This is a genomic window from Streptomyces sp. SD15 (genome assembly GCF_054462255.1).
The window spans coordinates 38,770-52,236 of record NZ_JBTLMO010000011.1; the positions used below are offsets into that span (position 1 = coordinate 38,770).

Sequence of the window (13,467 nt, forward strand, 5' to 3'; positions counted from 1 at the left end):
AGAGGGCGCTCACCTTGCACCTCGGTAACCGTAAGTGGGAGCATTCCAAGGTTCCCTGTCGCCCCAAGGTAGGTCACCTGTGTCTGAGCACTTTGCCAAGCCCCGTACCACCGCAGTGATCCTGGCCGGGGGTACCGGTCAGCGCGTGGGTCTGTCGATTCCGAAGCAGCTGCTGAAGATCGCCGGCAAGGCGGTCATCGAACACACGCTGACCACCTTCGAGCAGGCCGAATCCATCGACGACATCATTGTGCTGATGGCCCCCGGTTATGTGCCGGACGTCGAGAAGATCGTCGCCAAGGCGGGCTTCACCAAGGTGTCCCGGGTCATCGAGGGCGGCTCGACACGGAACGAGACCACCGAGCGCGCCATCGCCGCCCTCGGTGAGGGCCTGGCCGAGGGCGAGGACGCCAACGTCCTCTTCCACGACGCCGTACGCCCCCTGCTGTCGGAGCGCGTGATCGACGACTGCGTGACGGCGCTCGAGCGCTACCAGGCCGTCGACGTCGCCATCCCGTCCGCGGACACGATCATCGTGACCCGCACCCACGGCGAGGACGGGGAGTTCATCACCGAGATCCCGGACCGCTCCCGGCTGCGCCGCGGCCAGACGCCCCAGGCGTTCAAGCTGTCCACGATCCGCCGGGCGTACGAGGTCGCGGCCGGCGACCCCAACTTCCAGGCCACCGACGACTGCTCGGTCGTACTCAAGTACCTGCCGGACGTGCCGATCCACGTCGTCGCGGGCGACGAGTACAACATGAAGGTCACCCAGCCCGTCGACGTCTTCATCGCCGACAAGCTCTTCCAGCTCGCCTCCACCGCCGCGCCCGAGCAGGCCGACGAGGCCGCCTACCGCGAGCTGCTCACCGGCAAGACCGTGGTGGTCTTCGGCGGTTCGTACGGCATCGGCAAGGACATCGCCGAACTCGCCGAGGGGTACGGCGCGAAGACCTACGCGCTGGGCCGCTCGACCACCGGGACCCACGTCGAGAACCCGGAGGAGGTCGACGACGCGCTGTCCACGGCGTACGCCGAGACCGGGCGCATCGACTACGTCATCAACACCGCGGGCGTGCTGCGCATAGGCAAGCTCGCGGAGACCGACAACGCGACCATCGAGGAAGCGCTCAAGGTCAACTACCTGGCCCCGGTGCAGATCGCCCGCTCCGCGTACAAGTACCTGGCCGAGACCAAGGGCCAGTTGCTGCTCTACACCTCCAGCAGCTACACCCGCGGCCGCGCCGAGTACAGCCTCTACTCCTCCACCAAGGCCGCCATGGTGAACCTCACCCAGGCCCTGTCCGACGAGTGGGCCGGCGACGGCATCCGCGTCAACTGCATCAACCCGGAGCGCACGGCGACCCCGATGCGCACCAAGGCCTTCGGTCAGGAGCCCTCGGGTTCGCTGCTGTCCTCCGAGGCCGTGGCGCGCACCTCGCTCGACGTCCTCCTCTCCGAGCTCACCGGTCACGTCATCGACGTCCGCCAGCAGGACCCGACGGCCGGCGCGGGCCGGGCCTCCGGCTTCGAGGCGGCCCTGGCCAGCGTCCTGGACCGTCAGGACGGCGTGGCATAATTACATCAATTAGCTTCCGGTAATTCAGGCCTTTGTGGCTGCGTGTTTGTCGCGCATTCACGGAGGCCTGAATCCGTACATACCTTTTCTGCACCTTCTGCGCTTTACACGCTTTCTGCGTCAAGGTTATTTTCTGTACCAAACCGGCACTCCCTCAAGAGCAGGTTTCTCCGTGATTTCCACCGCTATACGCGTTGCCCGGGTGGGCAGTGGGGCCGAGCTGGCCGCGGCGGCCCTCATGATGCTGGGCTTCCCCTGCCTGATGCTGGCCGCGCTCCTCCCGAGCGTCGGCGCCTTCGCCGCCGCGGCCGCCGTGACGTACCTGGCGGACCACTATCTGCACCGGCGTGGCAGCTATCTGATCAACCGCCTCAGCAAGGTGCGTGCCGGTCTGTCCATCAGGTTCCTCGTACGGCAGCTGCTGCTCGTGCTGCTCCTGGCGCGGCTCGACCTGTCCGACAGCGTGGTCTTCTACGCGGCGATCGCGTGCTTCCTGGCCTTCTACGGTTTCCAGGCCCCGCACAGCGCGCTGGTCGCGATGATCCGCTCGCGCCGCAGAATGCCCGTCGCCACCCGCAACGTCGACCTGGCCTCGCGCATCCGCATCCCCGACGCGCCGCCGCGCGGCCTGCTCAACCGGGCCGCCGAGAAGATGCTCCACCTCGACCTGGTGGCCGTCGCCGGCGTGCTGGTCACCGGGGCCACCGACTCCGACGTGTACGGCTTCGCGGGCATCGCGGTCACCCTGGCGCTGGCGTTCGTCTACGTCATCGCGCTCGTCCCGTACGTCCGCGGCAAGAAGACCCCGCCGAACGTGGAACTCGTGCTGGAGTCCGTCGACGACTGGCTGCGCGAGTACCGCCCGGAGACCGTGCTGTACTTCTCCGGCTCCAAGGACTCGGCTTACCAGGTCAACATGTGGCTGGAGACGATGGAGCAGCTGGACACCCGGCCGCTGATCATCCTCCGCGAGCGGGCCATCCTGGAGCGCATGGCACCCACCACCGTGCCGGTCATCTGTGTGCCCGGAGGGGTGCACCTGATGAACATGGACCTGTCCACGGTGCGCGTCGCGCTGTACGCGGCGAACGTCGGCAAGAACATCCACATGCTGCGCGTTCCGACCATGAAGCACGTCTTCATCGGCCACGGCGACAGCGACAAGCTCGCCAGCGTGAATCCGTTCAGCAAGGCGTACGACGAGGTGTGGACCGCGGGCCGGGCCGGCCGTGACCGCTACGCCATCGCCGACGTCGGCGTCCGCGACGGCGACATCGTCGAGGTCGGCCGCCCGCAGCTCGCCCCGATCCAGACCTGGCGCGGCGCGCCCGAGGGGCGCATGCCGACGGTCCTCTACGCCCCCACCTGGGAGGGCTGGGACGACAACCCGGGCAACACCTCGATCCTGCTCGCGGGCGCGAACATCGTGCACGCGCTGCTGACGGCCGAGCAGCCCGTCCGCGTTCTCTACAAGCCCCACCCCTTCACCGGCACCCGCAGCCCGCAGGCCAAGGCCGCGCACCAGAAGATCGTCGCGCTGGTCGAGAAGGCGGCCGCCGAGCGCGCCGCCGACCCGAGCTTCACCGCCGACGCGGCGGACCGGAGCGCGGCCAAGGCCGAACTCGCCCGCATCGAGGCCCGCATCGCGGAGCTGACCGGCGTCGCCGAGAAGGGCGACGAGGCCGAGGCCACCCGCGACGGCCTCGTCGACACGGCGGCGCACGCCGAGGTCGCCCGGCTGCGCGCCGAGTGGAACGACGCCTACTGGCGTTCCTTCGGCAGCTGGGAACACCGCGTCATCACGGGCGCCGAGCCGCGCCTGTACGACTGCTTCAACGTCTCCGACGCCATGGTCTCGGACATCTCCAGCGTGGTCTCCGACTTCATCGCGAGCGGCAAGCCGTACGCGGTCACGGACTCCGCGGAGCTGGGCGTCGAGGAGTTCAAGCGGCAGAACACCGCGGTGCGCGCCGCCGTGATCCTCTCCAACTCGGCGAGCGAGCTGGGCGAGCTGCTCGCCCAGGTCACCGACCCGGCGGGCGACGCGCTGGCCGCCGACCGCCGGGAGCTGAAGGAGTACCTGCTCGGTCCCGACGAGCCGGCGTCGATCGACCAGTTCAACGCCGCGGTGCGGGACCTGGCGAAGAAGTCCCGGGCGCGCAACCACGGCCAGGAGACCGGCACTTCGGCCGCCGCCGTGGAACTGGCGAACGCGCTCCCCGCTCAGCGGGTGGGCACGGCCGACACGACGGACGGTGCCGCGGTCAAGGGCTGATCAACTCCGCCCGACCCGCGACAGGGCCCGGCCCCGAGGAACATCCTCGGGGCCGGGCCCTTTTCGCTGTGAGCAAACCAGCCCCTTTCTGTGAAATGCGCCACAGGGAGGGCGGCGTCAGGCAACCTGATAGTGCGCCCAACCGTCTTATAGGTAGCCCTTGAGGTGAAACGGGGGAAATATTCGGATGACACTGGAGAAACGTGACCGTGACGCAGCCTGATGTGAGCGTGATCATCGGGGCGTACGAGGCCATGCCCTACCTGGTCAAGTGCCTGGAGTCGGTGGACGCGCAGACGCTCGATCCCGCCCGTATCGAGGTCGTCGCCGTCGACGACGGGTCGACGGACGGCACAGGGGAGTACCTCGAAGAGTTCGCGCAGCGTGCGGCCATGACCGTCACGGTGATCCGGCAGGCCAACTCGGGCGGCCCCAGCGGCCCGCGCAACGTCGGCCTCGACAAGGCCCGCGGACGCTACGTCTTCTTCCTGGACGCCGACGACTACTTCGGCCCCGAGGCCCTCGAGCGCATGGTCGCCATGGCCGACGCGCAGGGTACGGACGTGGTACTCGGCAAGGTCATCGGGGTCAACCGCAACGCCCCCAAGTCGATGTGGGGCAAGAACCAGCCCCGTACCGACGTCTTCTCCTCGCAGATCAAGTTCACGCTCAGCGCACAGAAGCTCTTCCGGCGCGAGCTGCTCACGCGGCACGGCATGCACTTCGACGAGTCGCTGAAGACCGGCGAGGACGCCCTCTTCACCATGGAGGCCTACCTCCGCGCCGACGGCGTCTCCGTGGTCGCCGACTACGACTGCTACCACCTGGTCGGTCGTGAGGACGGCAAGCACGTGACGAAGAGCGGCAGTTACACGCTGCGCTTCGACTCGGCCCGCGCCCTGATGGGCCTGATCGCCGAGCACGTGCCCGCGGGTACGCGCCGCGACGCCCTGATGGTCCGCCCCTTCCTCGTCACCCTGCTCCCGCAGTTCGGCCCCGTCTTCCTGAAGGACAGCGACGAGGTCAGGCGCAACAAGCTCGAGCTGGCCAAGCCGCTGATCGACGCGCACTGGACCGAGGGCGTCGCGGGCCGCCTCAAGGTCAACGAGCGGCTCCGGGTGAACCTGGCCGGTCACGGCCGGGCCGATCTGCTCGTCGACGTCCTGGAGTTCATCAAGAAGAAGAAGGCGCCCACGCTCCACGTGGACGCCCGCAGCCGCAAGGCCTACCTCGCCTACCCGCACTTCCGCGACCGGGAAGCGGGCATTCCGGACAGCTGGTTCATCCCCACCTCCCGCGAGACGGTCACCATCGAGAGCTTCCACTTCGCGCCCGGCAGCCACTTCCCCGGCATGCGCACCGCGCGCCGCGTGGCCCGCAAGGTGCTGGGGCCGCGGCGCCCGGGGTGAACGGGAACGCCCGCTTCCTGCGCCCAAGAGGCGCACGGAGCGGGCGTTTCACGAGGTGAGCACGCGCTGAGGGGCGAGCACACGCTGATGGGATGGTGCTACTGGCGCCCCGACTGCAGTGCCTTGCGCAGCGGGCGTCCCACCACGCGGCGTGCCATGCGGTAGACGGAACGCGGCGGCACGGCCGTCACCGCGGGCTTCGCCGCCTTTGCGGACTTCGCGGACTTCCGGGCCCGATCGAGCTCGCGCTTCAACTTCGCGTTGTCCGTGGACAGTTCGGTGATACGGGTCTGGAGCCAGCCGAACCGAGTGGTGAGCGCGGCGACATCGGCATCGTTCCACGGGCGGACGCCGGCCGGGAAGGTGAGCGAGCGGAGGCGCGCCTCGTGGGCGGCGCCCCCGTCCCCGTGCGTGAACGTGTTCTGCAGGCCGTTGCGGTCCAGGAACCCGGTGAAGCGTTCGAAGCGCTCCTGGTGACCGCCCGTCAGCGCGCCGAAGTCCGCGTCCGCGAACAGCTCGGCCGGATCGAGATCCTCGGGCAGTGAGTTGATGGTGCGGTGCGGGATGCCGAAGTAGCGGCACAGCTCCAGGGTGCGCGAGTCGGCACACAGCACGGTCGCGGGCGTACCCGCCAGCAGCGCCGCGATGTTGCCGTGGATGCGGGAACCGAAGGAGAAGTCGAAGTCCCGCAGGTCGTCGATCCAGGTGAGGGGGTCGATGTAGACGCGGACCTTGTCCTCGCCGTACATCGGGTGGTCCGGGTGCGTGGGCATCGCGGTGACGGAACCGTTCGGATCCGACAGGTCGCGCCAGTGCAGCTGACGGGCGTCACTGAGGTTCTGGCCGATGAAGCGCAGGTGCGGGTAGCGGGCGTGCGTTCGGCGGATGACCCGGTCGAGACCCTGGGACTTCACCGCGCTGTGCGACCCGTTGATCGCGATCCGGGACTCGGGGCCGAGCGCGTCCACCCGCTTGCGGACGTCGAGATCCTTGCCGTACATGAACATCGACGGGCAGCCGATGACCTCGACATCGCTGAAGCCCATGTCCTTCAGGTACCGCTCGGTGAACTCGCCGCGCACGCCGATGGACGCGCTGCGCTCCAGCACCGCGCCGACGAACTCCCGGACGGCCGGCTCCATGGGCTTCAGCCGCGCCGGGTTGTAGTCCAGTCCGGTCTGCGCGCCGACCCCCGGCACGATCACGGGGATCTTCAACTTGCTGATGAGCTGGGTCAGCCGCCTGAGCTGGGGCTCGAACGACGGCCGGAACGCGTTGGCCAGCGGAATGACGAAGGCGTCGAACTCCTCGTTGATCCGGCCCGCGGCGGAGACGTCGGTGCGGATGCCGTTCGACACGACCTCGGTGGTCGGCGTCTCGAGAATCTTGTGCGCGGCGTCGCTGAAGATCAGGTTGCCGGCGTTGGTGGCGATGACGTCCTGGTGGAGAGCCTGCTCCACAGGGACGACGTCGTACGGGCTTTTCCCTGATCTCAGGAGTATGCGCTTCACGGGATGAACAATAGATGCCACGGCGTTCAACTTATATTTGCATGCTCTTTATTTCATATGAGGAACCTGTACAACCTTTCCGGCATGCGCAAGACGTGAGCGAGCGGTTACGTGGAGGCGTCCGCCTGCTGGACCGACGGGCGTCGTGCCGCCTCCTTCGCGTAGATTGCCGGGCGGGACAGCCGGACCGACGCGAGGGGACACACCGCAGGTGGCAGGGCAGGCGGCAGAGGCACGGCGGGCTGTGGCGCAGGCCCACAGGATCGTCGTCAAGGTGGGTTCCTCGTCACTGACCACGGCCGCGGGCGGCCTGGACGCGGACCGCGTCGATGCCCTCGTCGACGGCCTGGCCAAGCACCGCAGCGGTGGCGAGAGAGAGATCGTCCTCGTCTCCTCCGGTGCCATCGCGGCCGGGCTCGCCCCCCTCGGGCTGCGCCGCCGCCCCAAGGACCTCGCCCGGCAGCAGGCCGCCGCGAGCGTCGGCCAGGGCCTCCTGGTCGCCCGCTACACCGCCTCCTTCGCCCGCTACGGCATCCGCGTCGGACAGGTACTCCTCACCTCCGACGACACCAGCCGCCGCGCCCATCACCGCAATGCCTCCCGCACCCTCGACAAGCTCCTCGCGATGGGCGCCCTGCCGGTCGTCAACGAGAACGACACGGTCGCCACGGACGAGATCCGCTTCGGCGACAACGACCGTCTCGCCGCGCTCGTAGCCCATCTCGTACGCGCCGACCTGCTGGTCCTCCTCTCCGACGTGGACGGCGTGTACGACGGCGACCCCGGCAGGCCCGGTACCTCGCGGATAGCGGAAGTGCAAGCGCCCGCCGATCTCGACGGCATCGACATCGGCAGCGCGGGCAAGGCCGGCGTCGGCACCGGCGGCATGGTCACCAAGGTCGAGGCGGCCCGGATCGCCGCCGCGGCCGGCATTCCCGTCGTGCTGACCAGCGCCGTCCACGCCGACGACGCCCTCGGGGGCAGGGACACGGGCACGTACTTCCACCCCACCGGCAAGCGCTCGGCCGACCGGCTGCTGTGGCTGCAGCACGCCTCGACGCCGCAGGGCGCGCTCACGCTGGACGACGGGGCCGTGCGCGCGGTCGTCGACCGGCGCACGTCGCTGCTGCCGGCGGGCATCGCGGCCGTCGAGGGCGACTTCACCGCGGGCGACCCCGTGGAACTGCGCGACAGCGCCGGCCGGGCGGTCGCGCGGGGCCTGGTGAACTTCGACGCCAAGGAGATCCCGCAGCTCATCGGCCGCTCGACCCGCGAGCTGGCCCGCGAGCTGGGCCCCGCGTACGAACGCGAGGTCATCCACCGGGACGACCTCGTGATCCTGCATCCATAAGGCCACTGCCGGAGACCACGGGCAGGCTGTTCCGGGGAGCCTTGCCGGGCTGTTCCGGAGACCACCGCCGGGCTGCTCCCGAGGCCGCTGTCGGCCCGGGGGCGCTCGCAGCCCCCTGGAGCTGTCCGCTGCGCCCGTAAACGGCCGATTCCCCTGCCCCCGCCGGGGGACGTTCCGTAAAACCGCCACGCGGAGGCTCACCACCTGCTCAACTTTGTTGCAGGGAGACCCCGAGATTCCGTACGACCATTGCGAAAAGGAGGCCGTCGTGAGACGAGTGCGCCCTGGGGCGGCGGCGTCCCGCGGTGGTGCCTCCCCCACCCTCGGCTCCGCTCGAGCGGGCGAGGAACGGGCCCTGACCAGCGTCGCGGCCGGCGACACCTACGAGGGCGGGGAGCCGGTGGAGCAGCCCCGGCTGTGGCACGTCACGCTCAGCGTCTCGGGTGACGAGGCCCCGCTGAAGGAGGTCCGGCGTGCCCTCGAACAGCTGGCCCACGACCACCCCTTCCTGCTGACCAGCCGGTACGCCAACGATCACGCGGAGATCCGCTACTGGGAAGAGGCCCGTGACCTGCACGACGCCGCGGCCGTCGCGCTGCGCCTGTGGGGTGAGCACCGACAGACCGCCAAGCTCCCGCCCTGGGAGATCGTCGGCCTGGAGGTCATCGACCGCGGGACCTACCACCAGCGGATCGCGGAGGGCTACGGACCGCTGCCGGCGACTCCCGTAGGCGTACATCCCTTTTGATTTTTGACGACCACACACCGTCACCATTGATTGAGGAACCCCTACGGCGAGCAACCAGGTCCGCGAGAGCGGCGCCGGTTTAGGCGCAAAAGGGTGCTGTCTTGGAGTTTGGGACAGCGGGTGGACGGACCCGTTCGGAGCATTACGCTGCCGACATGACCACGCTCTCGCCGTACGACTCGATGTCCCCGGTCACCCAGGCCGCCTACCGCGCGAAGTCCGCCGCCGCCGACCTCGCGCCGCTGCCGCGGGCCGAGAAGGACGACGCGCTGCTGGCGATCGCGGACGCGCTGGAGGTCCGTACGAGCGAAATCGTCGCGGCCAACGCCAAGGACATCGCGCGCGCCCGCGAGGCCGGCACCAGCGAGACCGTCATCGACCGGCTCACGCTCACGCCCGAGCGGGTGCGTGCGATCGCCTCGGACGTCCGTGACGTCGTCTCCCTGCCCGACCCGGTCGGCGAGGTCGTCCGCGGCTCGACCCTTCCCAACGGCATCGACCTGCGCCAGGTCCGTGTCCCGCTCGGCGTCGTCGGGATCATCTACGAGGCCCGCCCGAACGTCACGGTCGACGCGGCCGCCCTCTGCCTGAAGTCCGGCAACGCCGTGCTGCTGCGCGGCTCGTCCTCGGCCTTCGAGTCGAACACCGCGCTGGTCCGCGTCCTGCGCGACGCCGTGGGCGGGGCGGGGCTGCCCGCCGACGCCATCCAGCTCGTGCCCGGCGAGAGCCGGGAGTCCGTACGCGAGCTGATGCGGGCCCGCGGCCTGGTCGACGTCCTCATCCCGCGTGGCGGCGCCTCACTGATCCGTACGGTCGTCCAGGAGTCCACCGTCCCGGTCATCGAGACCGGCACCGGCAACTGCCACGTGTACGTCGACGCGAACGCCGACCTCGACATGGCGATCGACATCCTGATCAACTCCAAGGCCCAGCGGCCCAGCGTCTGCAATGCCGCCGAGACGCTCCTCGTGCACCAGGCCATCGCCCCCGAGTTCCTGCCGCGCGCCCTGGAGGCCCTCGCGGACGCCGGGGTCACCGTGCACGCCGACGAGCGCGTCCTCGCCTACGCCAAGGACTCCAAGGCCACCGTCGTCGAGGCCACGCCCGAGGACTGGGAGACGGAGTACCTCTCGTACGACATCGCCGCCGCCGTCGTCGACTCGCTCGACAAGGCCGTCGAGCACATCCGGCTGTGGACCTCCGGTCACACCGAGGCCATCGTCACCACCTCGCAGCAGGCCGCCCGCCGCTTCACCCAGTTGGTGGACTCCACCACGGTCGCCGTGAACGCGTCGACCCGGTTCACCGACGGCGGCCAGTTCGGCTTCGGCGCCGAGATCGGCATCTCCACGCAGAAGCTGCACGCCCGGGGGCCCATGGGGCTGCCGGAGCTGACGAGCACGAAGTACATCGTCACCGGGGACGGGCACATCCGGCGCTGACGTGCGGAGCGCGTGAGACGCGTCTCGTCAGGTGGATGAATTTCCATACCGTCTGCCCAAAATGACCCCCCAGGTCTACTCTGGATCCGTGCCGGAGGACGTGGGGGGCACGCCGTTCCCTGACGGCTGGGAGCCCGACGACGACCACGACCGCGGGGGCGCGGACGAAGAGTTCGCCTCCGTGGTCTTCGACGAGGATTTCGTACGGGCGGCGGTGATCCATGAGCCGACCGCCGTGGAGCGCCTGCTCGCCGCCGCCGAGGCCCGTGCAGAGGCATCCGAAGCCGAGGCGCGCAGAGCGCGCCCCCGGGGCGCCCGCGGCGACGACGAGCGCTATGAGGACGGGTTCGGGCCCGACGGCCGTGGCGATTTCGACCACGACCCGGATGCGGACGATCTGGACGACACCGAAGTCCTGGAAGGCCGCTACGGAGCGCTGGAATCGTATGGCAGGTACGGCGGCAGGTACGGCAGGGCCTACGGAAAACAGGCCCGCTGGCACCGCCCCGTCGCCTGGGTGCTCGCCCTCGTGATGGGCATCGGCATGGTCGCCCTGGCCTTCACGGCGGTCTACCGAGGCGCGTCCTCGGGCCGCCAGGACCAGGTCCCGCCACCCGCCTCCACAGGGCTTGAACAAGGTCAGGACGAAGTCACCGGCACGGGCCCCTCCGCTTCGGCCGACTACTCCCAGCCAGCGGTGTCGGCGGTCCCTCGAACACCCTGACGAACCCGGGGTCGATCCTGGTGAGAACCTGTCAGAACTTGTCGTGTACCAGGGCGTTTACCGGAGCTCCGGGAGACCTACTCTGAAGGTATGGGCCGGCCTGGAGACCCACCGGAGGGGACACCCGAGGGCGCTCCCGCTGGTGGAGAGGACGAGTACCGATCCGTCGTCTTCGACGAGTCGTTCGTCCGTGCTGCCCGCCTCCAGGAGTTCTCCGCGCGGGAGCGCATGGCCGACCACGCCCCGGCCGTACGGCGCCGTCCCGCCCTGCAGCGCGGGCTGTCCCGGCAGGCGCTGATCCTGGTCCTGCTGATCGCCATCGCCTTCGGCACCGCGATCTACATGGGCGTACGACACCCGTACCAGACCCCTGCCGCCCAGCCCCCCGAGCCGGTCCGGATGACGGTCATACCCCTCGCGCCCCGGACCGCCGTGCCGGGGTCCGCCAACGTCGACGAGCTGTACACGCACAGTCCCGCCGCACAGTTCGGCGTCGGCGCCGAGGGCATCGCGCTGCCCGCCTCCCGGCGCACCGCGCACTTCTCCGACAGCCAGGTCGTCACCGCCCTGACCACCGCCAAGGACTACCTCGTGAAGTCCTCCCTCGACCCGGAGGTACTCACGGGCGGCACCAACCGGCCGGTACGGGTCCTGCTCGACCCGCAGCAGCTCGAACAGTTCGACCAGAGCTTCGATCATCCGGCCGCCGACGGAAGGCACGCCCCGACCGGCTGGCTGGTCCGCTTCGATCCGTCCCGCACCGAGCTCGCCGAACCCGGGATCCGGGTGCAGGGCACCCTGCGGGCCGCCGAATTCGACTCGAACACCCTCGAGGTCGTCGCCGACCACACCTTTGTGTACGCGCTGAAGCCGGCGGGCTCGGACGCGAAGGCGGAGGCCTCGCTGTTCACCGTCCGGCGCGAGCTGCACTTCCGCTTCGACCGCGACGACCTACGGCTGCACCAGGCCGAGCTGGTCGTCTCCTACGCCCAGGCCGGGCCGCTCGCCTGCGCCGACGACTCGGTCAGCCGGCTGCGTCCGCTGCTCGCGGGACAGACGGCGAAGGCGGGCGGCCCGGCCGGCACCGACCCCTACGCGACAGGCAGCGCGACGGCGCTGTGCGGGGCGCTGGCGACGAGCGCGCAGCCGAAGCTGTGACCGGCGGTTTTCTACCGCCCGCCGCCCTGTTCCTACCGCCCGCTGCCCTTGCGGCGCCGACCGTCAGCTCTCGTCTCCGGGGGCGCTGTCCCTGGGCGGCTGGTCCTTCGGTGAGGCCTGGTCGTTCGGCGAGCTGCCGCTCGCGAAGCCGCCGAAGCCGCGCCGTACCCGGTCGCCGAGGTCGCCCGCACCGCCCGCGATGTCGCTGACCAGCTTCATCAGCGGGTCTTTGGAGTTCTTCACCTCCGTGGCATAGCTGCTCGCCGACTGCCGGAAGGAGTCCGAGACCGAGGTGTCCTTGTCCTCGCTGCGCCGCGGGTAGTGACCGTCCATGATCCGCTGGTAGTCGCGGGACTCGGCCCACTTCTTCAGCTCGGCGGCGCGCACGGTGGTGAAGGGGTGCGTGCGGGGGAGGGTATTGAGGATCTTGAGCACGGAGTCGCGCAGGTCGCCCCCGGCCTCGTACTCCTCGGCCTGCGCGAGGAACGCGTCCACGTTCATCTCGTGCAGGTGGTTGCCTCCCGCGAGCTTCATCAGGCCGCGCATCGAGGCCTTCAGATCCTGCCCGACAAGGAGCCCCGCCCGGTCGGCCGACAGCTCCGACTTGCGGAACCACTCGCGCAGCGCGGTCACGATCGCCATGATCGCGAGGTTGCCCAGCGGGATCCAGGCCACCCGGAGCGCCAGGTTGGTCAGGAAGAGCAGGATCGTGCGGTAGACGGAGTGGCCGGACAGCGCGTGGCCGACCTCGTGCCCGACGACGGCCCGCATCTCCTCCTCGTCCAGCAGTTCGACCAGTCCGGTCGTCACGACGATGATCGGCTCGTCCAGGCCGATGCACATCGCGTTCGGCTGCGGGTCCTGGGTGACGTACATCGGCGGGACCTTCTCCAGGTCCAGGATGTAACAGGCGTCCCGCAGCATGGCATTGAGGTGCGCGAACTGGGCGTCCGAGACGCGCACCGAGTCGGACAGGAACAGCAGCCGCAGGCTGCGCTCGGGCAGCAGCCCGCTGAGCGCCTTGAAGACCGTGTCGAAGCCGCTGAGCCTGCGCAGGGCCACCAGGGCCGAGCGGTCCGCCGGATGTTCGTACGCCCGCGAGGAGATCCCCTCGAAGCGCCTGCGCTGCCTGCTCGGCACGTTCTCGTGCCCGTTCTGCTCGTGGTCGCCGTCGGACATGTCTTCCCCCATGTGCGTCTGAGTGCCCTATGTGCCCCCAAGGCACGGTCCAGCCTAGGCGGAGATACCGTGGACGGGCAGTACAGAGAAG

At 69.5% G+C, this 13,467-nt stretch carries 10 protein-coding genes; 8 read left to right on the plus strand and 2 right to left on the minus strand.

Annotation, left to right across the window (positions count from 1 at the left end):
- Positions 1-79: 79 nt before the first annotated feature.
- The 3 genes from ACX28W_RS13270 to ACX28W_RS13280 all read left to right on the plus strand — a co-directional run bounded on the left by ACX28W_RS13270 (position 80) and on the right by ACX28W_RS13280 (position 5,263).
- Positions 80-1,579, plus strand: coding sequence for a D-ribitol-5-phosphate cytidylyltransferase (locus ACX28W_RS13270; protein ID WP_458999114.1), 1,500 nt, complete (start codon positions 80-82; stop codon positions 1,577-1,579).
- Positions 1,580-1,751: 172 nt separating this feature from the next.
- A complete protein-coding gene (locus ACX28W_RS13275) occupies positions 1,752-3,854 on the plus strand; it encodes a hypothetical protein (RefSeq protein WP_458999115.1) in 2,103 nt (700 codons plus the stop codon).
- Positions 3,855-4,057: 203 nt separating this feature from the next.
- Positions 4,058-5,263, plus strand: a complete 1,206-nt coding sequence (locus tag ACX28W_RS13280) for a glycosyltransferase family 2 protein (RefSeq protein ID WP_458999116.1) — start codon at positions 4,058-4,060, stop codon at positions 5,261-5,263.
- Between the two features lie 98 nt (positions 5,264-5,361).
- Here the strand turns inward: ACX28W_RS13280 and ACX28W_RS13285 are convergent, their stop codons facing one another.
- A complete protein-coding gene (locus ACX28W_RS13285; RefSeq protein WP_458999117.1) occupies positions 5,362-6,774 on the minus strand; it encodes a polysaccharide pyruvyl transferase family protein in 1,413 nt (470 codons plus the stop codon).
- Between the two features lie 244 nt (positions 6,775-7,018).
- Between ACX28W_RS13285 and proB the strand changes: the two genes are divergently transcribed.
- The 5 genes from proB (at position 7,019) to ACX28W_RS13310 (ending at position 12,197) form a co-directional block, all read left to right on the plus strand.
- Entirely contained in the window at positions 7,019-8,125 is a 1,107-nt protein-coding gene (gene proB, locus ACX28W_RS13290; RefSeq protein WP_458999244.1) for a glutamate 5-kinase, read from the plus strand.
- Positions 8,126-8,402: 277 nt separating this feature from the next.
- Entirely contained in the window at positions 8,403-8,873 is a 471-nt protein-coding gene (locus ACX28W_RS13295; RefSeq protein WP_458999245.1) for a hypothetical protein, read from the plus strand.
- A 155-nt stretch (positions 8,874-9,028) separates the two neighbouring features.
- Entirely contained in the window at positions 9,029-10,315 is a 1,287-nt protein-coding gene (locus ACX28W_RS13300) for a glutamate-5-semialdehyde dehydrogenase (RefSeq protein WP_458999118.1), read from the plus strand.
- 88 nt (positions 10,316-10,403) lie between these two features.
- Positions 10,404-11,039, plus strand: a complete 636-nt coding sequence (locus ACX28W_RS13305) for an SCO2584 family spore wall biosynthesis protein (RefSeq protein ID WP_458999119.1) — start codon at positions 10,404-10,406, stop codon at positions 11,037-11,039.
- Between the two features lie 90 nt (positions 11,040-11,129).
- Complete coding sequence (locus tag ACX28W_RS13310) at positions 11,130-12,197, plus strand: SCO2583 family membrane protein (protein ID WP_458999120.1); 1,068 nt, start codon at positions 11,130-11,132, stop codon at positions 12,195-12,197.
- Positions 12,198-12,260: 63 nt separating this feature from the next.
- Here ACX28W_RS13310 and ACX28W_RS13315 read toward each other — a convergent pair whose 3' ends face one another.
- Entirely contained in the window at positions 12,261-13,376 is a 1,116-nt protein-coding gene (locus ACX28W_RS13315) for a M48 family metallopeptidase (protein WP_458999121.1), read from the minus strand.
- Positions 13,377-13,467: the final 91 nt, after the last annotated feature.